This window comes from Gemmatimonadota bacterium (assembly GCA_016719105.1).
In the GTDB taxonomy this organism is placed as follows: domain Bacteria; phylum Gemmatimonadota; class Gemmatimonadetes; order Gemmatimonadales; family Gemmatimonadaceae; genus SCN-70-22.
On sequence record JADKAQ010000001.1, the window covers coordinates 570,225 to 593,192 of the forward strand.

A 22,968-nucleotide genomic window follows, 5' to 3' on the forward strand; every position below is an offset into this window, starting at 1 on the left:
CGCGATATGATTGACGTCGTCTCGCTCGCCGCCGAGCTGCTGGCCATCGAGTCGCCCACTGCGGGCGAAGGCAAGGTCGTGGATTTCGTCTCCCGTTGGCTGGTCGCCCGCGGGTGGAACGTCACCGTGCAGGAAGTCACGCCGGGGCGCGGCAACGTGTGGGCCTCTCGCGCTGGGGGCGGCGTGACGCTCTCGACGCACCTCGACACCGTACCGCCCTATGTCCCGCCGCGCCTCGAAGGCGATCGCCTCGTCGGGCGCGGTGCGTGCGACGCCAAGGGGATCGCCGCGGCCATGCTCGCCGCCGCCGATGCCCTCGCCATCGCCGGCGAGGATCGGGTCGACCTGCTCTTCGTGGTCGGCGAGGAAAAGGGGTCCGATGGTGCGCGCGCCGCGAATCGACTGCCGGCCACGTCGCGATTCCTGGTCAACGGCGAGCCGACGGAGAGCAAGCTGGCCATCGGCTGCAAGGGCTCGCTGCGCGTGCACCTGCGCACGCGCGGGCGCGAGGCGCACTCGGCGTATCCGCACCTCGGGGCATCGGCCATCGAGCCCATGCTCGCGCTTCTGCCGACGCTGAAGGAGATCGCCTGGCCCACCGACGAGAAGCTCGGCCCCACGACGGTCAACATCGGGACGATTCGCGGCGGCACCGAGGCCAACATCATCCCGGGCGCCTGCGAAGTGGAGCTGATGTTCCGCCTTGTTGGGCCGGTCGAGGTGGTCAAGGAGGAGCTCGAGCGCTGGGTCGCGGGGCGCGCCGAGATCACGTACGGCTCGCACATCCCCGCACAGTACTTCCACACGATCGACGGTTTCGAGACGTCGCCGGTGGCCTACACCTCGGACATCCCGCTCCTCGATCGTTGGGGAACGCCCCTCCTGTTCGGGCCGGGCTCCATCCACGTCGCGCACACGCCTGACGAGTTCATCGACATCGGCGAGCTGCGCGCCGCGGTCGAGGGCTACCAGCGGATCGTGCGCGCCCTACTCGACGCATGATGTCGCAGACCTCGACGAAGCCGGCCCGCAAGTGGCCGGTCGCCGTGCTGGGCGCCACTGGCGCGGTCGGCCAGACCTTCATCCGCCTGCTGCAAGGGCATCCGTGGTTCACGATCGCTGAAGTCGCGGCGTCGGAACGCTCCGCCGGGAAGTCGTACGCCGACGCGACCAAGTGGATCGAGGGCGCGATGCCGGCCGACGTGGCGGCGCTCACGGTGAAGAACTGCGACCCGTCGGAGGTCTCGTCCCGGATCGTCTTTTCCGCGCTCGACTCCAACGTCGCCGGCGAAGTGGAAGGGGCCTTCGCCCGCGCCGGAGCGCTGGTGCTGTCGAATGCGAAGAACTATCGGATGGAGGCGGATGTCCCGCTCGTGATCCCCGAAGTGAACGCGTCGCATCTCGCGCTGCTTGCGGTGCAGCGTCGCCAGCGCGGCTTTGCGCCTGGCGGCGGCATCGTGACCAACGCGAACTGTGCGGCCACCGTCGCCGCGATGGCGCTCGCCCCGCTGCACGAAGCGTTCGGGCTGGACAAGGTCTTCGTCACGACCATGCAGGCCATCTCGGGTGCCGGATACCCCGGCGTGCCCTCGCTCGACATCCTCGGCAACGTCATCCCGTACATCGGCGACGAAGAGCCCAAGATCGAGCGCGAGATGAACAAGATGCTCGGCGCGCTCAAGGGCGAGGCGATCGAGGATGCACCGTTCGCGGTGAGCGCGCACGCCAATCGCGTGGCGACCGAGAACGGCCACATGGTCTGCCTGTCGATGGCGTTCGCGCGCCGAGTGTCAGCCGAGGAGGCGCTGCAGGCGCTGCGCGCGTGGCGTGGTGCCCCCGAGGTGCACGGGCTTCCCTCCGCCCCGGAACTCCCGCTTGTGGTCACCGACGCCATCGATCGTCCGCAAACGCGGCGCGACGTCGGCGCCGGGCGCGGCATGACGGTCACGGTTGGTCGCGTGCGTCAGGACCCCATCCTCGACATCAAGCTCGTCGCGTTAGGCCACAACACCATCCGCGGCGCCGCCGGCGGTTCGATCCTCAACGCCGAAGTCCTCGCCGCGCAGGGCGCGTTCGACCCCGCATGATCGTCGTCAAGTTCGGCGGAACCTCCGTCGGTGACACCGCGGCCATCGAACGACTCGCGGAGATCGTGCGCAGCAAGCTGCCGCGGCGCCCGATCGTCGTCGTCTCCGCCATGGGGGGGGCGACCAATGCGCTGATCGCGATCGCCGAGCAGGCCTCCGACGGACAGCTCATCAGCGCCATCCGTGGTGTCGAGGCGCTGCGCGAACGGCACCTGACGACCGCCGAGCAGCTCCTTGGCAGTGGCCCCGCCACCCACGAGCTCATGGCCGAGCTCAGCGCGACATTCGATGAGCTGGCGTCGCTCGCCGAGGCCCTCTCGGTGCTCGGGCATGCGACACCGCGCTCGAAGGACGCGATCGCGGCCAAGGGCGAGATGCTCTCGTCGATCCTCGTGGCCGCCGCACTCGCATCGCGCGGCATCCCCGCCGAGCACGTCGATGCGACCACGGTGATGATCACGAACGACCAGTTCGAGAAGGCCGAACCGCGCGCCGACAAGATCGCCGAGGCGTCCCAGAAGATCCTGCGCCCGATCGTCGAGCGCGGTGGCGTGCCGGTCATGGGGGGCTACATCGGCTCGACCGAGCAGGGGATCGTCACCACGCTCGGACGCGGCGGCTCCGACTTCTCGGCGTCGCTCTTCGGCGCCGCGTTAGGCGCCGACGCCATCGAGATCTGGACCGATGTGGATGGCATGCTGACCGCCGACCCGCGCGTGGTGAAGGGGGCGCGTCTCATCGATCGGATCCGCTTCGACGAGGCCAGCGAGCTCGCCTCGTTCGGCGCCAAGGTGCTGCACCCGAGCACCATCAGCCCCGCCGTGCGGCTCGGGATCCCGGTCTACATCTACAACTCGCGCAACCCCGAGGGGACCGGCACGCTCATCACCTTCGACGCCCCCAAGCGGGCCGTCAGCGCCCTTGCGGGCAAGCAGGGGGTGACCGTGATCAAGGTCCGCAGCCCGCGCATGCTCCTGCAGCACGGCTTCCTGCGCACGCTCTTCGAGGTCTTCGACCGACACCGCACCTCGGTCGACGTGGTCGCCACCTCCGAGGTGAGCGTCAGCGTCACCATCGACGATGCGACGCATCTCGATTCGCTCGTCGTCGACCTCTCGCACTTGGGTGACGTCTCGGTCGAGCGCAATCGTGGCATCGTCGCCATTGTCGGCGCGGGCCTGACCGATTCGAGCGAGGCGATGTCGCGCGCGCTGGCGTCGCTGCGCTCGCTCCGCGTGCACATGCTCTCGCTGAGCGCGAGCGGGATCAACCTCACGATGCTGGTGGATGGCGACCAGGTGGCCGAGGCGATGCGCCGGCTGCATGCGGAGTTCTTCAGCGGCCCGGTCGCGTGACGCAGGTGAGCGCGCCGGGCCTGCGCCTCCTCATCGTGGGCGATGGGAAGATGGGGCGGGCCATCGAGCAACTGGCGCGCGAGCGTGGACACCACGTGGTCGGCGTGCTCGGCGCGGGGGACAACGCTGCGGGAGGGGGCATCCCGGCGATGGCCTCAGCGTGCGACGTCGCCATCGAGTTCACCGAGCCGACGGCAGCGCGGGCCAACGTGGCGGCGTGTCTGGCGGCGGGACTCCCGGTCGTCGCCGGGACGACGGGCTGGTACGACGCGCTCCCCGAGCTCGAGCGCGAAGTGCACGGGCGCGGTGGGGCACTGTTCTGGTCCCCGAATTTTTCGCTCGGTGTGGCACTGGTGATCGAGCTGGCGCGGCAAGCGGGGATGGTCTTCGCTCGTCAGCCGCAATTCGACGCGGTGCTGGTCGAGACGCATCACCGCGCCAAGAAGGATGCGCCCTCGGGAACTGGGGCCGCGATGGCGTCCGCAACGGCCGACGCGTTGGGGCGCGACGTGCCGATCACCAGCGTCCGCGTGGGGCACGTCCCGGGGACCCACACGCTGGTCTTCGACGGTGCGTTCGAGCAGGTGACGCTCACGCATGAGGCGCGCGATCGGCGCGTCTTCGCCGATGGAGCGCTGCGGGCGGCCGAGTGGCTGGTCGGCCGGAGCGGGGTCTTCACGATGGCGGATCTGGTGCGCTCGCACGACGGCTCGGCTTCACGGGAACGTGCACAGGAGGGATCGTGAGTATTCGCCCGGTGGTCGGATGTGGCACCGCGCTCGTGACCCCGTTCACCAGCGACGGGCAGGTCGATGAGGGCGCGCTGCGCGCCCTGGTGGAATGGCAGCTGTCGGAAGGGGTGCACTTCCTCGTGCCGTGTGGGTCGACCGGCGAAGCCGCGACGTTGTCGCTCGAGGAACACGCGCGGGTCGTGGCCATCACGGTCGAGCAGTGCGCGGGTCGCGTCCCGGTCGTGGCGGGGGCGGGGGCCAACGATACGCAGAAGGCGATCGCGCTCTCGAAGCTCGCGCGCGGGGCCGGCGCGACGCACCTGCTGCACGTCTCACCGATGTACAACAAGCCGCAGCAGCGCGGCATCGTGGCCCACTTCCGCGCGATCGCCGCGGCGGTCGACCTGCCGATCGTGGTGTACAACGTCCCCGGACGCACGGCGAGCAACATCGAGGCGCGCACGACGCTCGAGCTGGCCACCGTTCCGGGGATCGTGGCCATCAAGGAAGCCTCGGGCAACATCGGCCAGATCGCCGAGATCCTGCGCGACCGTCCGCCGACCTTCGCCGTCCTCTCCGGTGACGACGCGATGACGCTGCCGGTGATGGCCCTGGGCGGCGAGGGGGTCATCTCGGTGGTCAGCAACGCCACCCCGCGTCGGATGACCGCGCTGGTGGATGCCTGTTCGGCGGGCGACTATGCGCTTGCCCGGACGCTCTTCCGGCAGTTGCAACCCTGGATGTCGGCGGCCTTCGTGGAGTCCAACCCGGCCCCCGTGAAGGCGGCGCTGGCGATGATGGGACGCATCGAGAACGTGTTGCGCCTCCCGCTCGTCCCGATGGCCGACCACCTCACTTCCACCGTGCGGTCGGCGCTGGCCACCGCGGGAGCCCTCGGCGCATGAGTGGCGACACCCTGGCGGCGCTGGCTGCCCGCATCGCGGAGCTGGCCGCCTTTCCCCCTGGCGCGGCGCTCCCCGACAGCGCCGAGCACACGGTGGCCGAGTTGCTCGCGCGCCTCGAGGACGGTGAGGTGCGCGCGGCCCAGCGCGACCACGACGGCCGCTGGCGCGCCGTCCCGTGGGTCAAGCAGGGGATCCTGGTGGCCTTTCGCGTCGGCAAGGTCGTCGCGTTGCACCCGGCGGAGGGCGGGGCGTTCTCGTTCTTCGACAAGCACACCCTCCCCACGCGACGCCTCGCGCTGAGCGACGGCGTGCGCGTCGTTCCCGGGGGGTCCTCCATTCGTCGGGGAGCGTATGTCGCGCCAGGGGTCGTCTGCATGCCCCCGATGTACATCAACGTCGGTGCTCATGTTGGCACCGGCACGATGGTCGATTCGCACGCCCTGATCGGGTCGTGCGCGCAGGTCGGTGAACGCGTTCACGTGAGCGCCGCTGCCCAGATCGGCGGCGTCCTCGAACCGGTCAACGCCGCCCCCGTGGTCATCGAGGATGATGTCGTCGTGGGTGGGAACTGCGGCGTGTACGAAGGCACGGTCGTCCGCGCACGCGCCGTGCTTGGTGCCGGGGTGATCCTCACGCGGGGGACCCCCGTGTACGATCTCGTGCGCGAGACGGTGTATCGCGCCACGGCGGATGCGCCCCTGGAGATTCCGAACGATGCGGTCGTCGTCCCGGGCGCCCGCGCCGTGAAGGACGGATGGGGAGCCGACACGGGGCTCTCGCTCCAGACGCCGATCATCGTGAAGTACCGCGACGACAAGACGGATCTCGCCACCGCCCTCGAGGGGTGGCTGCGGTAGGCATGTCCCGCACCGCCGACGTCGTGGGGGGACGCGTGCGCGTCCCCGGTGACAAGTCCATCTCGCACCGCGCGCTGATGTTCGCGGCGTTCGCGACTGGCACGTCGCACGTGCGTGGCATCCTGCAGTCCGACGACGTGAAATCGACCGCCGCGGTCCTGCGCGCGTTAGGCTGGTCGATCCCGGACGTGCGCGAGACGATGCGCATCGAAGGCGCCGGTTTCACCTCCCGGCTCGGGGCTCCCCTCTCCCGTCTCGACTGCGGCAATAGCGGCACCACCACCCGTCTCATGGCCGGCGTGGCCGCAGCCCAGCCCTTCAGCAGCACCTTCGTGGGCGACGCCTCGCTGTCGCGACGCCCCATGCGCCGGGTCGCCGCGCCGCTCGAGGCCATGGGGGCGCGTGTCGAGTTCCTCGAGGCGCACGACGGGCTCCCCATGACGGTGCACGGCGGACCGCTGCATACCATCGCGTGGGAGCTGCCGGTCGCGAGTGCGCAGCTCAAGAGTGCGGTGCTGCTTGCCGGGCTGTGCGCCGGCGTCCCCGTGCGCGTGAAGGAGCCCGCCCCCACGCGCGACCACACCGAACGCATGCTCTCCTCGCTGGGCGTGCACGTGGCGGTCGTCGATGGCTGGGTCACGTTGCAGCCGGCGGAGCGGCTCGCGCCGCTCGACCTCGACGTTCCCGGCGATCCGTCGTCGGCGGCGTTCTTCGTGGCCCGCGCCCTGCTCTCCGGCGCGGGGAGCCTCCGCGTGGAGAACGTCCTGCGGAGCCCGTACCGCGACGGCTTCCTGCGCGCCGTACGGCGCATGGGGGGCACCGTCGAGGAGCGGCGCGACGGTGAGCGCGACGCCGACGCCCAGGGTGATCTCGTGGCCCACGGCGGGGCCACCTTGCGCGGCATCAGCGTCGGGCGCGACGAGGTCACCGCGATGATCGACGAGATTCCGATGCTCGCCGTCCTCGCCGCACGCGCCGACGGGACGACCGAGGTGCGCGGGGCCGAGGAACTGCGCGTCAAGGAGAGCGATCGCATCGCCGCCGTCGTGCAGAACCTGCGTGCGGTCGGCGTGGAGGCGCACGAGCTCCCCGATGGGCTTGTGGTGCAGGGAACGCGTGCGCCGCTCGCCGGTCGGGTGCACACGCATGGCGATCACCGCATTGCCATGGCCTTCGCCGTCCTCGGGGCGACCCCGGACTGCTCCATCACCGTTGATGATCCCGACTGCGTGTCGGTGTCGTATCCCGGCTTCTGGCAGGACCTCGCGCATGTCGCCCGATAGCATCCCGCACCCGAATTGGCGCGGTGGCCACCTCGTCGTGGCGATCGACGGCCCTGCCGCCTCGGGCAAGTCGTCGACGGCGCAGTGGGTCGCCGCCGAGCTCGGATTTCGCCACGTCGACTCGGGGGCGCTCTACCGGGCCGCCGCCGCCGCCGCGCTGCGGAGCGATGTCCCCGCCTCCGAGTGGACACCCAGCTGGGTCCTCGATCAGGCGCGGCACGTCTCGCTCGTCCCCACCGAGACCTCGTTTGCCCCGCACATCGACGGCGCCCCCGTCGACGAGGAGATCAGGGGGGCGGAGGTGACGCGGCACGTGTCGCTGGTGGCGCAAATGCAGCTGGTGCGGGGATGGGTGAACGCGCAGGTGCGCGAGGTGGCGACGGCTTTCGACGTGGTCTGTGATGGGCGCGACATGGGAACGGCGGTCTTCCCCGACGCCGAACTCAAGGTCTTTCTCGTCGCCGATCCGTGGGAGCGGGCGCGCCGCCGCCTCGTGCAACGCCTCGGTCGCCGCCCCTCGGACGCCGAGATCGCCGAGGAGACGGATCGCCTGGTGCAGCGCGACGCCGCCGACGCCACACAGACGGTGCAGGCCAAGGACGCCGTCCTCATCGACACGACGTACCTGACGCAGCCCGAGCAGGTGGAGCGTATCGTGGCCCTCGCGCGCGCGACCCGGAGCCGTCGCCCTCTGACCCCCATGGAAGGGTCGCCGGCCATCCTCCCCCCGGAGTCGGGGCCGGTCGGCTAGTCGGGCCGTCGGTCGAGCGCGCGGTTCGACGACGGACTACCGGTCGGACCCGAGTGGTTCACCGGCAACGCAAGTTGGCGCGGGAGCGTCACTTCCACGGTTGACTGGGCGACGCGGGTCCGGCTAAGTTACGCATTCCCCAAAATCGCCTTCGGCTTCGATCACGGACCGCGCACGCGCTCGTGACCAGCGGGGGGTGGTTCGTCCCCTTCCATCAACCTCGTCGCGGCGAGCCTAAACATCCGCAATTAGGAGCCACCCTCACTATGTCCGAGCTCGACACCACAGGCATGTCGGTCGTGGAGAAGCGCAAGGCCCAGAAGGCTGAGCTGCGTCCGCTGGCCAATCGCCGCCCCGAACTGTACGACGAAGACGAATACTCATCTGCCGAGTACGAGCAGATGATGGAGATGTATAACGGTACGCTCGCGTCGATCGACGAGGGCGAGATCGTGAAGTCGCGCGTGCTTGAGATTCGCGAGAACATGGTCGTCCTGGATATCGGCTTCAAGTCCGAAGGGACGATCCCGCTCGAAGAGTTCAAGGACATGCCCGACCTCAAGCCGGGCGACGAAGTGGAAGTCCTGCTCGAGCACCTCGAAGACCAGGAAGGGTCGGTCGTGCTTTCGAAGAAGAAAGCCGACTTCATGCGCGTCTGGGAGAAGATCCGCGTCGCGTACGAGACCGACCAGCCGGTGGAAGGGACGCTCGTCAAGAAGATCAAGGGTGGCGTGGTCGTCGACCTCATGGGCGTCGACGCCTTCCTCCCGGGTTCGCAGATCGCGCTCCGTCGCGTCCCGAACATCGACGAGCTGCTCGGCCAGAAGTACGAGTTCAAGATCATCAAGCTCAACAAGCGCCGCCGCAACATCGTCGTCTCGCGCCGTGTGATCCTCGAGGCCGAGCGCGCGGGCAAGCGCGAGAAGCTGATGAAGGAGCTCCAGAAGGACCAGGTGCGGAAGGGCGTCGTCAAGAACATCACCGACTTCGGGGCGTTCATCGACCTCGGCGGCGTCGACGGCCTGCTCCACATCACCGACATGTCGTGGGGCCGCATCTCGCACCCGACCGAGATGGTGCACATCGGCGACGAGCTCGAGGTCAAGGTGCTCGACATCGACTGGGAGCGCGAGCGCATCTCGTTAGGCCTCAAGCAGCTGCAGCCGTATCCGTGGAAGGACGTCATCGAGAAGTACCCGGTCGGCACGCGCGTCGCCGGCAAGGTCGTCTCGATCACCAACTACGGCGCCTTCATCGAGCTCGAGCCCGGCATCGAAGGGCTCGTGCACATCAGCGAGATGTCGTGGACCCGCAACGTCCGCCATCCGTCGAAGATCGTCTCCATCGGCGAGACCATCGAGGCCGTGGTCCTCAAGGTCGACCCGAACGAGGAGAAGATCTCGCTCGGCATGAAGCAGACGGAGCAGGATCCGTGGATGGTGCTGCCGCTCAAGTACCCGGTCGGCACGCGCCTCTCCGGCAAGGTCCGCAACCTCACCTCGTTCGGCGCCTTCGTCGAGATCGAGCCCGGCATCGATGGGCTCATCCACATCTCCGACATGTCCTGGACCAAGCGCGTCCAGCACCCGTCGGAAGTCGTGAAGAAGGGTGACACGGTCGACGTCGTGATCCTCAACATCGACGCCGAGAACAAGCGCATCTCGTTAGGCCTCAAGCAGGCCAGCGAGGATCCGTGGCTCCGCATCGGCGAGACCTATCCGGTCGGCACCGAGCTCCGCGGCCGCGTCGTGCGCCTCATGGAGAAGGGCGTCGTCGTCGACATCGGCAACGATATCGAAGGCTTCGTCCCGCTCTCGCACCTCCCGGCCGACAAGGCCATCTCCTCCCCGGCCGACGTCTGCTGGGAAGGGATGAACCTCGACCTGCGCGTGGTCGAAGTCGATCCGATCCACCGTCGCATCGTCCTCACCGTCACGGCCATTCCGGAAGAGCAGCCGCCCAAGCCGGAGACGCCGTCCAAGATCCACACCGAAGACGGCGACGTCGTCGGCGAGATCCCGGCGGAGATTCCGACCGAGGAGTAAGCGCACGCGGCGTCGATGTCCGACGCGCAGCAGCAACGGGCCCCGGCTTTCGAGTCGGGGCCCGTTGTCCCGCCGCGGCGTCCGTTCGGCCGCCCGTGCGACGTCCCGTTCAGCGACCGGTTGGTACGCTTGGGCGGCGCCGCCGTAGCCTCGCGTGCGGGGCGAGTGAAACCGGGCCCTGCACGCGGGTTTGGCTCGCGCCCCCATCCACCGCTACCTTATGCGCCCATGAGCATGCGTGAACAACTCGACCTCCTCGCGCGCCGTCGCGCCGAGTCGGAGCAGGGCGGCGGGCCTGCCCGCATCAAGGCCCAGCACGACAAGGGGAAGCTCTCGGCGCGCGAGCGCCTCGACATCCTGCTCGACGACGGATCGTTCGTCGAGTACGACCGCTTCGTCACCCACCGCTCCACCGACTTCGGCCTCGACGCCCAGCGGATCTATGGCGACGGCGTCGTCACCGGTCACGGGCGCATCGACGGGCGCCTCGTCTACGTCTTCTCCCAGGACTTCACGGTGTTCGGCGGCTCGCTCTCCGAGACCTTCGCCGAGAAGATCTGCAAGGTGATGGACCTCGCGGTGCGCAACGGCGCACCGGTGGTCGGGCTCAACGATTCCGGCGGTGCGCGCATCCAGGAAGGGGTCGTCTCGTTAGGGGGATACGCCGACATCTTCCTGCGCAACACGATGGCGTCGGGCGTCGTCCCTCAGATCTCGGCGATCCTCGGTCCCTGCGCGGGTGGGGCGGTCTACTCGCCGGCGATCACCGACTTCGTGTACATGGTGCGCGGCTCCTCGTACATGTTCGTCACCGGCCCCAATGTCGTGAAGACGGTCACGCACGAGGACGTGACGATGGAGCAGCTCGGCGGCGCCGACACGCACGCCGCCACCTCGGGCGTTGCGCACTTCGCCCATGACTCCGAGCTGCAGTCGCTGCAGGCGATTCGTGAGCTGTTCCGCTACATCCCGCAGAACAACCTCGCCGATCCGCCGCGGGGCAGTGCGCGGGATCCGCGCGACCGTCGCGATGAGGCGCTACTCGACGTCCTCCCCGGGAATCCCCACAAGCCGTACGACATCCACGATGTGATTCGGCGCGTCGTCGACGACGGCGAGTTCTATGAGGTGCATCGGGACTTCGCGGCCAACATCGTGTGCGGCTTCGCGCACCTCGGCGGCTTCAGCGTCGGGATCGTCGCCAACCAGCCGGCGGTCCTGGCCGGGGTGCTCGACATCAACGCCTCGGTAAAGGGCGCGCGCTTCGTCCGCTTCTGCGATGCGTTCAACATCCCGATCGTGACCTTCGAGGACGTCCCCGGCTTCCTCCCCGGCGTCGCGCAGGAACACGGCGGGATCATCCGGCACGGCGCCAAGCTCCTCTACGCCTACTGCGAGGCGACGGTTCCGAAACTCACCGTCATCACCCGCAAGGCCTACGGCGGCGCGTACGACGTGATGAGCTCCAAGCACATTCGCGGCGACTTCAACGTCGCGTGGCCCACCGCCGAAATCGCGGTCATGGGTCCCAAGGGCGCCGTCGAGATCCTCTTCCGGAAGGAAATCGCCGAGTCCAACGATCCGCAGAAGGCGATGGATGAACGCGTGGCCGAGTACACGTACAAGTTCGCCAATCCGTACGTGGCCGCGTCGCGCGGCTTCCTCGACGACATCATCGACCCGCGCGACACGCGCCCCCGCCTGATCGATGCGCTGGAGACCCTACAGGGCAAACGCGACAAGAATCCCCCGCGCAAGCACGGCAACCTCCCCCTGTGATGACGTCCTTGACCCGTTCGTGGTGCGCCGGGCCCCAGCGTTCGCTGGCGTGCCCGCCGCGCGCTCACCTGCACGCTCCGTGATGTTCAACAAGGTGCTGGTCGCCAACCGCGGCGAGATCGCCCTGCGCATCATTCGCGCGTGCCAGGAGCTGGGCATAAGGTCCGTCGCCGTGTATTCCGATGCCGACGCGCAGGCGCCGCATGTGCGCGAGGCCGACGAGGCGGTGAACATCGGGCCGGCGCCGTCGAGCGAGAGCTACCTCAAGGGCGATCGCATCGTCGAGGTCGCGAAGGCGGTGGGCGCAGAGGCGATTCACCCCGGCTACGGCTTCCTCTCCGAGCGCGAGTGGTTCGCGCGACTGGTGCGCGACTCCGGGCCTCGTCTTCATCGGCCCACCGGCCGAGGCCATCGCTGCGATGGGGAGCAAGACGTCGGCGCGACAGTTGGCCATCAAGGCCGGGGTCCCGGTGGTGCCGGGGACGACCGAGGCGCTCCGCGACGCCGAGGAGGCCGCCGAGGTGGCGGCGTCGTTCGGCTACCCGGTGTTGCTGAAGGCGGCGGCTGGTGGCGGCGGGAAGGGGATGCGCGTGGTGCGGGAGGCGAAGGAGCTGGCCGCCGCGCTCGACTCGGCCAGGCGCGAGGCCAAGAACGCCTTCGGCGACGATGCGGTCTACGTGGAGAAGTACATCGAGGGGCCGCGCCACGTCGAGATCCAGGTGCTCGCCGACCAGCATGGAACGGTGCTGTCGTTAGGTGAACGCGAATGCTCGGTGCAGCGACGGCACCAGAAGATGATCGAGGAGGCCCCGTCGGTGGCCGTCTCACCGGAGCTGCGGCGCCGCATGGGAGCGACCGCGGTGGCGGCGGCACGCGCCGCCGGCTACGTCAACGCCGGCACGTGCGAGTTCCTGCTCGACCGGAACGGCGACTTCTACTTCCTGGAGATGAACACGCGCCTCCAGGTGGAGCACCCGGTGACCGAGCTGGTCACTGGCGTCGACATCGTGCAGTGGCAGATCCGCATTGCGGCTGGCGAACGGCTCCCGTTCCCGGCCGAGCTGTCCCCGCGCGGCTGGGCGATCGAGTGCCGCATCACCAGCGAGGACCCGGCCAACGGCTTCCTCCCCAGCACCGGTCGCATCGAGCATCTGCACCTTCCGGGTGGCCCCGGGGTGCGCTGGGACGGCGGGATCGAATTGGGCTCCACGGTCGGGCTGCACTACGACCCGATGCTGGCCAAGCTCATCGTCTGGGGAGCCACGCGCGAGCAGGCCGTCGCGCGCATGCATCGCGCCTTGCGCGAGCTCACCATCGTCGGGATCGAGACGTCGCGCGAATTTCACCTGCGCGTGATGGAAGACGCCGAGTTCCAGCGCGGCGACATCGAGATCCAGTGGCTGGAGCGCCGGCTGCCGGACCTGGTCGCTCCGAGGGCGCCGCGCGCCGGCATCCGCGCCGCAGCCATCGCCGCTGCACTGCTCGCCGATCGCGACCGGCACACGCGACGCACGGGCCCAAGCGCCACGAACGGCGCCGGCGTCTTCGCCGCGCAGGGCGGCTCAGGGGCGCCGGACGCGAGCGCCTCACCTGGCGCGCCGTCGGCCAATCCCTGGGTGCTCGCCGCCCGACGCGAAGGACTTCGTTAGGTGCTGCAGGCCATCGCGCCCATTGAGTCGATTGCGGCTGGCGGCGCCGGCGTCGCCCGGGTCGACGGGCTCGTCGTCTTCGTCCCACGCACCGCCCCGGGCGACCTCGCCGAGTTCTCGTACGTCAAGAAGGACCGGCTGGGGCACGGGCGCCTGCGGCGACTCGAGGTCTCATCGCCGGCCCGCGTCGCCCCGCGATGCCGCCATTACGAGCGCGATCGCTGTGGCGGGTGCCAGCTGCAGCACATCACAGGCGAGGCCCAGCGCGACGCCAAGCGGCAAGTCGTCGCCGACGCCTTCGCGCGTATTGCCCGGCGCCCCGTCGCGGTCCCGGCGGTCATCGCCTCCCCTGCCGAGTGGGCGTACCGCAACAAGCTCACGCTCACCATGCGCCGCCAGGGAGAGCATTGGACCGCCGGGATGCACCGGTGGGACGACGTCGATCGCGTCTTCGCCCTCGAGGAGTGCCCCATCACACATCCCCGGGTGGTTGCTGGCTGGCACGAAGTGATGGCCGGGCAGTCGCTCCTCCCTCGCGCCCCCGAGCTGCGCGGCGCCGTGCGACTCGCCGGCGACTCGCTCGCCTTCGTCCTCGAGGGCGTCTCCGGCTGGCCGCGGGCGCACGCATTCGCCGAGCGCCTGCCGTCGTTCTCGGGGGTGCGGTGGATCGATCTCGACGGTCGTCCCCACGACGTGATCGAGGCGCCGACGGCACGCCCCACGGCGTCGTTCGAGCAGGTGAACCCGGCCATGGCCGAGCGACTGCACGCCGACGTTGTGGCGCTCGTGCGTGGGCTCGCCCCGTCGGTGGTGGTCGATGCGTATGCCGGGGCGGGGGACACGGCGGTCGCGCTGGCGGGCGCTGGGGTGCGGGTCACGGCGATCGAGCTCGACCGGGAGGCGGCCACGCATGCGGCGCGGCGCCTGGCCCCCCCGTCGACCGCCGTGTGCGCCCGCGTCGAGGATGTGCTCGCGTTGCACCTGCCGGCGGACGTGGTCATTCTCAATCCGCCGCGGGGGGGCGTCGACCCGCGCGTGTGCGACGCCCTCGAGTCACCCCCCGACGGTGCGCGACCCGCCGCGGTCGTCTACGTCAGCTGCAATCCCGCGACGCTGGCCCGCGACGTTGCGCGCCTGCCGTCGTATGGCGTGGCGCAGGTGCAACCGTATGACATGTTTCCCCAGACGGCGCACGTCGAAACCGTGTGCCTCCTCGTCCCGGAGAACTGAGTGAAGTACATCGTCGACGTGAATGGCGAACGCCTCGAGGTGGAGCTCGACGCCGACGGGGTGCGCGTCGAAGGCGAACACGTGCGGGCACACCTCGCCGACGTGAGCGGGACGCCGATTCATCTCGTCACCATCGGCAACGAACAGCATCGCGTCGCGGCGCGACGGGGCGAGGCGCGGGGAGAGTACGTGCTGTGGATGGACGGGTACCGCTACACGGTCGAGGCGCTCGACGAGCGCATGCGCACCATCCGTGACCTCACGAACGCCAGCGCCGCGGTCGGCGGCCCCCGGCCCCTCGTTGCCCCCATGCCTGGGCTCATCGTGCGCGTCACCGCGGTCGTCGGCGATTCGGTCGACGCGGGGCAAGGGCTCGTCGTGATGGAAGCGATGAAAATGGAGAACGAGCTACGAACGACGACTGCAGGAGTCGTGAAAACGGTCCACGTTCAGCCCGGGGTGGCTGTCGAGAAGGGCGCCCTGCTTATAGAGTTCGTGTAGGGACAGGACCCTCGCCTCACCCCCGCGACGGACGTCCAGCCCCTCGTACGTCGTCAGGCGCGTCGGCCCTCCGACTGAACGAATCGCCGGAGTGACGCGTTTGGCTACCGTTCCGCGCACGCGCGGCATCCGCGCCGTGAGCGGAGATTTTCCTTTCTCCCCAGGAGAGGTCCATGCAACAAATATCTCGTTGGCGCAGGAGGCTCTACGTCGCGCTGGCTGGCGTCGTGAGCCTGACGAGTGCCGTCTCGGCCCAGCAGGCCGGTACGGGCTCGGTGAGTGGTGTCATCACCGATCGTGAGTCGAATCTCCCGATCGAAGGCGCACGCATCGTCGTCACGGGCACCACGCTCGAGACGCAGAGCAACGTGCGCGGCGAGTATCGCCTCGTCGGCGTGCGCCCGGGTGTGGTGCAGGTCGGTGTCCTTCGCATCGGCTTTCGCGCCGGCGCCGATACGGTGCGCGTGGCCGCGAATGGCACCGCGACGCTGAACTTCGCGCTCGCGAAGACGGTCACGACGCTGCAAGAACTCGTCGTCACCGGCACGGTCGGGAACCAGGAGCGCCGCGCGCAACCCGCGCAGGTGGCGTCTGTCTCCGCGGCCGAAATCAAGGAGAACGCGGTCGTCAACAACGTGAGCGACATGCTCCAGTCGCGCGCGCCCGGGATCGCGGTCAATTCCGCGTCGGGAACCGCCGGGACGAACCGTACGATCCGCATCCGGGGCGCCTCGTCGATCTCGCTGTCGAACAATCCGATCATCTTCATCGACGGCGTGCGATTCAACGAGGGCACGGTGAACCTCGGCCTCAACGGCCAGCTGACCGATCGCCTCAATGACCTCAACCCAGACGACATCGAGAACATCGAGGTCGTGAAGGGACCGGCGGCCGCCACGCTCTATGGCGCCGACGCCTCGGCCGGTGTCATCCAGATCATCACCAAGAAGGGACGCGCCGGCTCGAGCTCGTTCCAGCAGACGGTGCGGGCCGAGTACGGCCAGGTGGACCTCAACTGGGCTCCGCCGGCCAACTACGGCAACTGCACCGCGGCGCTGGTCGCGGCGACCAGCGCCAATCCGCTCTGTCGCGGCAAGGCGGTCGGGGCGCTCGTGAGCGACAACCCGCTCGTCCGCGAGGGCGGAATCCGGAATGGCTCGGACCAGCTCCTCGGCTGGACGGGACGTGGCGGCGGCCAGAACTACGGTTACTTCCTCTCGGTGGGCGCTGACCGCAGCATCGGTACGCTGCCGAGCAACGACTTCAGCCGCTATTCGTGGCGCTCCAACTTCAACTGGATCCCGAACGCCAAGGTCACGCTCGAAGCCGGCGTCGCGTCGATCCTGTCGCAGGCGATCCTCCCCGACAACGACAACAACATCTACGGGTATCTGGGCGGCTCGATGCTCGGCTCGCCGACGACGCGTCGTGATGATGGCGTCGCCTCGCAGAACGGCTGGTTCGGTTTCAACCGCGGTGTCGGTGCGATCGCGGCGATCCAGAACCAGCTCGAGACGCGCCGCAACATCCTCAACGCGTCCGCCACCTATCTCCCCACGTCGTGGCTCAAGAGCCGCTTCACGCTGGGTGGTGACCTCCTGAACGACGAAGGGACCCGCTTCTTCCCGAAGAACTCCGGTGACGAACTACGGCGGTGACCTCAACCTGGGGAACAACACCCAGACCCGCATCGGGATCCAGCGTTTCACGATCGACTGGATCAACGACGCCAACAAGTCGTTCGGCAGCGAGAACCAGCTCCAGGTGAACGCATCGGCCGGCTTCCAGGCCATCGCCACCCGCACCGACAACGTCGGCGCGACGGGGCAGGGCTTCGTCACCAACTCGGCCAACGTCATCACCAACGCCTCGACCACGTCGGCGAACCAGCAGCGGAGTGACGTGCGCCAGTACGGCTGGCTGTCGCAGGTGCAGTTAGGCTTCCGCGATCGCATCTTCTTGCAGGCGGGCGCTCGACTCGACGACTTCTCGGCGTTCGGTCAGGCGACCGATGCCATCCTGCTCCCCAAGGTCGGGCTGTCGTGGGTCGTGTCCGAAGAGAAGTGGTTCCCGCAGACGAGCCTCCTGTCGTCGTTCCGCTTCCGCACGGCTTACGGCACCACGGGCCGTGCGCCTGGCGCGGGCGCAGCCTTGCAGACGCTGCAGGCGGCACCGTACGCCTCGCAGGTTGGAACCGCGATCGCCACCGAGGCTGGCGCCGTGCCGCTCAACCCGGGCAACAAGCTTCTCAAGCCCGAGCGCGGAGTGGAGTACGAAGTGGGCTTCGACGCGTCGCTCCTAAGCGATCGTGCGCGCGTGGAGTTCACCTATTTCCATAAGACGTCGCTTGACCTGATCCTGCAGCCGCAGCTCTCGCCCTCGCTCGGCTTCCAGGCCAATCCGTTCAAGAACATCGGCGAGGTGCTCAACAGCGGCATCGAAGTCGGCATCACGGCCGACATGCTCCGCATGAAGAACTTCCAGTGGGAAACGCGTGTGAACTTCAACACGCTCAACAACGAGCTGGTCGACCTGGGCGAAGTGGCGCCGTTCGGGACGCTGAACCGGTTCACCGAAGGGTTCCAGATGGGATCGTTCGTGTCCAAGCGCATCAAGAACATCAACACGGCGACCAAGGTCGTGACGGTGGCCGACACGTTCGAGGTCGTCGGGAACGCGTTGCCGACGTTCGAGTTGTCGTGGAGCAACACCTTCACGCTCTTCCGCAACTTCCGCGTCGCGACGCTGATCGACACCAAGCAGGACTTCTACATCTACAACCTCACGGACTACTTCCGCGAGACGCAGCTGGTGCGATCGAACCGTCGCCTCGACCCCACGGTCCTGCCGGAGATCGAACGCCTGCGCCGCTACGGCAACCCGACCGCTGGCCAGCCGGCGTTCGTCCAGCTCAACGGCACGGGAACGACCGTCGACCAGGCGCGTGATGGCTTCCTGCAGGCCGGCGACTTCGTGCGTTTCCGCGAGTTAGGCGTCACGTACAATGTGCCGCCTCGCCTGCTCACCAAGTTCTTCGGCACGCGCACGGCGTCCATCGGCTTCGCGATGCAGAACATCGCGCTGTGGACCGACTACGAAGGGGCCGACCCCGAGGTCGTCTCGAACCCGACCGAGGCGTTCGGCGTGGGGCGTACGGACTTCCTGACGCTGCCCAATCCCAAGCGTGCGCTCCTCCGTCTCAATCTCTCCTTCTAACGCGAGATCATCATGACGACAAACACGCGCGCCTTCGGGCGCCTGATGGGTGCCGCCGCGATCCTCGCGAGCGTAGGCTGCACCGAATTCCTCGCCGTCGACAACCCGAACGTCGTGGACGTCTCGGCGCTTGACCCGGTCAAGGATGCGACCACGCTCGCCATGTCGGCGCAGCAGAACTTTGCCGTGGCCCACGGCTGGTCAGTGATGTACTCCTCGTGGTTCAACGGGGAGAGCATCGTCGCCGAGACGTTCCCAACGCGGAACGAGTTCGGGCGACGCGACACGAACGAGTCCAACGGATCGCTGGCGGGCGACGTGTGGGCGCCGATCTCGTTGGCCGCCGCGTCGACCAAGATCGTGCTCGACCTGACGCTGCCGTCGCCCACCACGAACATCAACCTCGTGCGGGCGTCGCTGTGGCGTGGCTTCTCGCTGGTGTTCATGGCGCAGGATTTCTGCACCGGCGTCGTGGACGGCGGGCCGGAGCTCACCACGGCCAACATGCTTGACTCGGCGGTGGTGCACTTCACCAACGCCATCACCATCGGGACGGCCAACGGAACGGCTGAAGCGGTGGCGCTCGCCAATGCCGCCAAGGTCGGGCGTGCACGTGCGCACCTCCAGGCCGGTCGTGGTGCGCAGGCGGCGGCCGATGCCGCCAGCGTCCCGGCGGGCTTCACCTTCACGCTGCCGATGGTCGACAACCTCGCGCAGCGGACCCGCCTCGGAAATCGCTTCTGGCAGTTCACGTCCGATCGTGGCTCGATCGGCGTCTCGGACGCGTTCCGCGTGCGCCCGGACTCGCGCGTGCAGTACAAGACGCCGACCGAGCACACCCTGGCGCCGCAGGATGCCTCGACCGGGGCGTTCTTCATTCAGGACAAGTACCCGGCGTTCAACAGCCCTGTGCGTATCGCGTCCAAGCTCGAGGCCGATTATATCGCGGCCGAAGTGGCGGGAACCAGCGCACAGCTGGCGCTCATCGCGGCTCGTCGCACGGCGGGTGGTGTCGGGGCCTACACCGGCGCGACCGACGCCGCCTCAGTGCTGAAGGAGCTCCTGTGGCAGAAGTCGCTCGACTTCTACCTCGAGGGGCAGCGCCAGGGTGACTGGCGCCGTCAGCCGGCGGCCATGACCGGAATTCCGGTCCCCGGCGCCGCGTACTTCAAGCCGGGCTTCCCGGCTATCGGCAACAAGACGTGTTACCCGCTCCCGATCACGGAGCGCGACAACAACCCCAACCTCAAGGGGAAGTAGGCTTCCCGAGAGGTCCCGTCCCGATGGGGCGGGGCACGGGGTGAAGACGGGCGCGCCGTCGGATCCGAGGATCCGGCGGCGCGTTCCCGTTGTGCGGCCGCGGCGCGCGAGCGCGGGGCGTCATATCCGACTCCGGACGGTATGCGGGGAAGGGAAGCGGGCGACCGGGGGCCGTCGCGTCCGATCGGGGGGCGTTCGGCGGGCAACGTGAGGTGCCACTACGGTTTGTCCGTTGACATGGCGTAAGTGCCTGTCTACGTTGCATGTCTGCCAAAAAAGCGCCTTCCGGCGCCACGTCAGGCCGTGAGTTGGCCCGTGCGTCGTACTCGTCATTCGTTTCCGATCATGAAGACTTTTTCCGCGACTCCCAAGGACATCGACCGGCAGTGGTTCATCGTCGATGCCGACGGCATGGTGCTTGGGCGTCTCGCCTCCGAGATCGCGAAGATCCTTCGCGGGAAGCACAAGCCGATCTACACGCCGCACATGGACACCGGTGACAACGTGATTGTCATCAACGCGTCCAAGGTGAAGGTGACGGGGCGCAAGGCCGAGCAGAAGCAGTACTTCCGTCACACCGGCTACATGGGTCACGAGAAGTACACGCCGTTCAGCAAGATGATCGCGACCCATCCGGAGCGCGTCATCGAGAAGGCGGTGCACGGCATGCTCCCCAAGTCGGCGCTGGCGCGCCAGGTGCTGCGCCTCAAGCTCCGTGTGTACGCTGATGCGAACCACCCGCACGTCGCGCAGAAGCCGACGGCGTTGACCTTCAACAGCAAGAGTGAGTAGGGATGGCTGAGAACGCGCAGATTCACGCCGTCGGCCGCCGCAAGGAAGCGGTCTGCCGTGTGTACGTGAAGCCCGGCTCGGGCAAGTGGGACATCAACGGTCGCACGTTAGGCGACTACTTCCCGCGTCCGACGCTGGTGTCGTCCATCCAGCAGCCGTTCACGGCGACCGACATGCTCGGCCGCTTTGACGTCAAGGCGCACGTGGAAGGTGGTGGTCAGACGGGACAGGCCGGGGCGCTCCGCCTCGCCGTGGCCCGCGCGCTCGTCGAAATGGACGAGTCGCACCGCCGCAAGCTCCGTGACCTGGGCCTGCTCACGCGCGATGCCCGCGCGGTCGAGCGCAAGAAGCCGGGTCGCCCTGGCGCCCGCAAGCGCTTCCAGTTCTCCAAGCGCTAGTCGTACCCGCTGGGAGGCGGCACGACCGTCTCCCAGCGTCCCACATCGCACTTCTTCTGAGCTCCCGCGGGTGCCGGCCTTGCCGGTCGTAGGGAGTGGCGACGAAGAAGGTCGAACAACCCAAACGCTTCGCAACGGCAACACATGTCCTCCCCGACCCTCGAACAGCTGCTTGAAGCCGGCGTCCACTTCGGCCACCAGACCCGTCGGTGGAACCCGAAGATGCGCCGGTTCATCTTTGCCGAGCGCAACGGCATCCACATCATCGACCTGCAGAAGACCCTTCGGCAGATCGAACTCGCGCAGAAGCTCGTGCGTGATGTGATCCTTCGCGGCGACAACGTCCTCTTCGTCTGCACCAAGCGCCAGCTCTCCGCCATCGTCAAGGGCGAGGCCGAACGTTGCGGCGCGATGCACGTCACCGAGCGCTGGCTCGGCGGCCTCCTGACCAACTTCCAGACGGTCAAGAAGCAGACGCGTCGACTCAAGGAGCTCGAGGCAGGGTCCGAGGCCGGCGGCGACTTCGAGAACTATACCAAGAAGGAACAGCTCCTCCTCACGCGTCAGCGCGACAAGCTCTCGAAGAACCTGTCGGGCATCAAGAACATGGCGCGCGTCCCGGGGCTCATCTTCATCGTCGACTCCAAGAAGGAGCGCATCGCGGTCTCCGAAGCCAACAAGCTCGGGATCCCGATGGTCGCCATCTGCGATACCAACTCCGATCCCGACCAGATCACGGTCCCGATCGCCGGCAATGACGACGCCATTCGTTCGGTCGAGCTGATCACGCGCATGATCGCCGAGACGATCGCCGAAGCGCGTCGTGAAGCCCCGGTTCGCTCGCAGGAAGAGGACGCCGAGGAGAGCACCTACAGTTCCGATCGCGGTCTCGAGCCGGCCGCCGCGCCGGGAAGCGAGGAGGAGCGCCGCCGCCGCCGCCGTCCGCGGCGCCGTCGCGCCAAGCCCGAAGCGATCGCCGCCCGCCTCAAGACCGGCGAAGCCGGCGCTGAGGGTGGTGACGCCGGAGAGGCCGCAGATGCCGGCGAGGCTGGCGGAGACGACGCGGCAGAGTAGCGAATCCAAACGGTTCGGGGGCCCCTGCCGGCGCACCTGAACCGACCGGGTGCGAGTCGACTCGACTCGCCCATCCCCACGCAGCATTGACCAGCGCCGCCGGCACCCCAGCCGGCGGCGTTCTCACGATCCGATGGAATCGGGAAGGACACGACCATGAGCATGCCGATCACGGCGAAGGACATCGCCGAACTCCGCAGCCGCACCGGCGCGGGCATGATGGACTGCAAGAAGGCGCTCGAAGAGGCCCAGGGTGACATGGACAAGGCGATCGCCATCCTCCGCACCAAGGGGATCGCCAAGGCCGAGAAGCGCGCCGGGCGCGCCGCCTCCGAAGGGCGCATCGTCGCCGTCACCGCCGCCGATGGCACGAGTGTCGCCCTCGTCGAGGTCAACTCCGAGACCGACTTCGTCTCCCGCAACGACGAGTTTGGGGCGCTGGCCCAGCAGCTCGCCGTGCAGGTGCACCAGGACGAGTCGCTCGACGAGGCCGTGCACGTGGCTGGCGAAGGGAAGCTGCTCGCGCAGCCGTTCCACGCCGACACGAGCAAGACGGTCGAGGAAGCGGTCAAGGCGGCCTCCGCCAAGACCGGCGAGAACGTCGTGCTCCGCCGCTACGCGCGCTTCAAGACGGAAGGAGCGTTAGGCACGTACGTGCACTTCAACCACAAGGTGGCCTCGCTCGTCGAGATCACCGGCGCCAGCGGCGCGGAGGTTGAGGCACTCGCGCGCGAGATCGCCGAACACGTGACCGCGGGTGTCCCGCGCGTTCCCGTCGCCGCCAGCCGCGAGGACGTCCCCGCGGCCTTCGTCGCCAGCGAGCGCGCCATCTTCGAGGCGCAGGCCAAGGAGAGCGGCAAGCCCGAGGCGATCGTGCAGAAGATGGTGGACGGCCGTGTGGCCAAGCTCTACGGGGAGATCGTCCTCGTCGAGCAGCCGTGGGTTCGCGACGACTCCAAGACGATCCAGCAGCGGGTCGACGAAGTCGCCAAGAGCGTCGGGGCCAAGCTCACGGTCCGTCGCTTCGTCCGCTTCCAGATGGGTGAGGAGTAATC

General features: G+C 68.3%; 19 protein-coding genes and 1 pseudogene. All 20 read left to right on the plus strand.

Annotated elements, in window-relative coordinates; genetic code table 11:
• The first annotated feature begins 6 nt into the window (after window positions 1-6).
• The 20 genes and pseudogenes from IPN47_02460 to tsf all read left to right on the plus strand — a co-directional run bounded on the left by IPN47_02460 (window position 7) and on the right by tsf (window position 22,966).
• Window positions 7-1,002, plus strand: a complete 996-nt coding sequence (locus IPN47_02460; GenBank protein ID MBK9406909.1) for a M20/M25/M40 family metallo-hydrolase — start codon at window positions 7-9, stop codon at window positions 1,000-1,002.
• Window positions 1,002-2,087, plus strand: a complete 1,086-nt coding sequence (gene asd, locus IPN47_02465; GenBank protein ID MBK9406910.1) for an aspartate-semialdehyde dehydrogenase — start codon at window positions 1,002-1,004, stop codon at window positions 2,085-2,087. Before IPN47_02460 ends, asd begins: the two co-directional genes overlap by 1 nt.
• Window positions 2,084-3,442, plus strand: coding sequence for a lysine-sensitive aspartokinase 3 (lysC, locus tag IPN47_02470; protein MBK9406911.1), 1,359 nt, complete (start codon window positions 2,084-2,086; stop codon window positions 3,440-3,442). Before asd ends, lysC begins: the two co-directional genes overlap by 4 nt.
• Before the next feature lie 5 nt (window positions 3,443-3,447).
• On the plus strand, window positions 3,448-4,188 hold the full coding sequence (locus IPN47_02475; GenBank protein ID MBK9406912.1) for a 4-hydroxy-tetrahydrodipicolinate reductase: 741 nt from the start codon (window positions 3,448-3,450) through the stop codon (window positions 4,186-4,188).
• Window positions 4,185-5,078: a 4-hydroxy-tetrahydrodipicolinate synthase gene (locus IPN47_02480; protein MBK9406913.1), complete on the plus strand. Its 894-nt coding sequence runs from the start codon at window positions 4,185-4,187 to the stop codon at window positions 5,076-5,078. Before IPN47_02475 ends, IPN47_02480 begins: the two co-directional genes overlap by 4 nt.
• Entirely contained in the window at window positions 5,075-5,935 is an 861-nt protein-coding gene (locus tag IPN47_02485) for a 2,3,4,5-tetrahydropyridine-2,6-dicarboxylate N-succinyltransferase (GenBank protein ID MBK9406914.1), read from the plus strand. The genes IPN47_02480 and IPN47_02485 overlap by 4 nt, the downstream gene beginning before the upstream one ends.
• A gap of 2 nt (window positions 5,936-5,937) precedes the next feature.
• Window positions 5,938-7,218 carry a 3-phosphoshikimate 1-carboxyvinyltransferase gene (gene aroA, locus IPN47_02490; protein MBK9406915.1) on the plus strand — a complete coding sequence of 427 codons (1,281 nt, stop codon included), beginning with the start codon at window positions 5,938-5,940 and terminating at the stop codon, window positions 7,216-7,218.
• Window positions 7,205-7,969, plus strand: coding sequence for a (d)CMP kinase (gene cmk, locus IPN47_02495; protein ID MBK9406916.1), 765 nt, complete (start codon window positions 7,205-7,207; stop codon window positions 7,967-7,969). The genes aroA and cmk overlap by 14 nt, the downstream gene beginning before the upstream one ends.
• Before the next feature lie 266 nt (window positions 7,970-8,235).
• A complete protein-coding gene (locus IPN47_02500; protein MBK9406917.1) occupies window positions 8,236-10,014 on the plus strand; it encodes a 30S ribosomal protein S1 in 1,779 nt (592 codons plus the stop codon).
• Between the two features lie 234 nt (window positions 10,015-10,248).
• Window positions 10,249-11,793 carry an acyl-CoA carboxylase subunit beta gene (locus IPN47_02505; protein MBK9406918.1) on the plus strand — a complete coding sequence of 515 codons (1,545 nt, stop codon included), beginning with the start codon at window positions 10,249-10,251 and terminating at the stop codon, window positions 11,791-11,793.
• 82 nt (window positions 11,794-11,875) lie between these two features.
• Window positions 11,876-13,442 (plus strand): annotated as a pseudogene (gene accC / locus IPN47_02510) (acetyl-CoA carboxylase biotin carboxylase subunit).
• The gene (locus tag IPN47_02515) at window positions 13,443-14,672 is read left to right on the plus strand and encodes a class I SAM-dependent RNA methyltransferase (protein MBK9406919.1); all 1,230 of its coding nucleotides are present in this window, start codon (window positions 13,443-13,445) and stop codon (window positions 14,670-14,672) included.
• Window positions 14,673-15,173 carry an acetyl-CoA carboxylase biotin carboxyl carrier protein subunit gene (locus IPN47_02520; GenBank protein MBK9406920.1) on the plus strand — a complete coding sequence of 167 codons (501 nt, stop codon included), beginning with the start codon at window positions 14,673-14,675 and terminating at the stop codon, window positions 15,171-15,173.
• Between the two features lie 173 nt (window positions 15,174-15,346).
• Complete coding sequence (locus IPN47_02525; GenBank protein ID MBK9406921.1) at window positions 15,347-16,831, plus strand: TonB-dependent receptor plug domain-containing protein; 1,485 nt, start codon at window positions 15,347-15,349, stop codon at window positions 16,829-16,831.
• Entirely contained in the window at window positions 16,812-18,389 is a 1,578-nt protein-coding gene (locus IPN47_02530) for a TonB-dependent receptor (protein MBK9406922.1), read from the plus strand. The genes IPN47_02525 and IPN47_02530 overlap by 20 nt, the downstream gene beginning before the upstream one ends.
• A gap of 12 nt (window positions 18,390-18,401) precedes the next feature.
• A complete protein-coding gene (locus IPN47_02535) occupies window positions 18,402-19,649 on the plus strand; it encodes a hypothetical protein (GenBank protein ID MBK9406923.1) in 1,248 nt (415 codons plus the stop codon).
• A gap of 345 nt (window positions 19,650-19,994) precedes the next feature.
• Window positions 19,995-20,441 (plus strand): 50S ribosomal protein L13, encoded by a 447-nt coding sequence (gene rplM, locus IPN47_02540; GenBank protein ID MBK9406924.1) that lies wholly within the window; start codon window positions 19,995-19,997, stop codon window positions 20,439-20,441.
• 2 nt (window positions 20,442-20,443) lie between these two features.
• A complete protein-coding gene (gene rpsI / locus IPN47_02545; protein MBK9406925.1) occupies window positions 20,444-20,839 on the plus strand; it encodes a 30S ribosomal protein S9 in 396 nt (131 codons plus the stop codon).
• A 144-nt stretch (window positions 20,840-20,983) separates the two neighbouring features.
• The gene (gene rpsB, locus IPN47_02550; protein MBK9406926.1) at window positions 20,984-21,913 is read left to right on the plus strand and encodes a 30S ribosomal protein S2; all 930 of its coding nucleotides are present in this window, start codon (window positions 20,984-20,986) and stop codon (window positions 21,911-21,913) included.
• 156 nt (window positions 21,914-22,069) lie between these two features.
• Window positions 22,070-22,966 carry a translation elongation factor Ts gene (tsf, locus tag IPN47_02555; GenBank protein ID MBK9406927.1) on the plus strand — a complete coding sequence of 299 codons (897 nt, stop codon included), beginning with the start codon at window positions 22,070-22,072 and terminating at the stop codon, window positions 22,964-22,966.
• The last annotated feature ends 2 nt before the right edge of the window (window positions 22,967-22,968 follow it).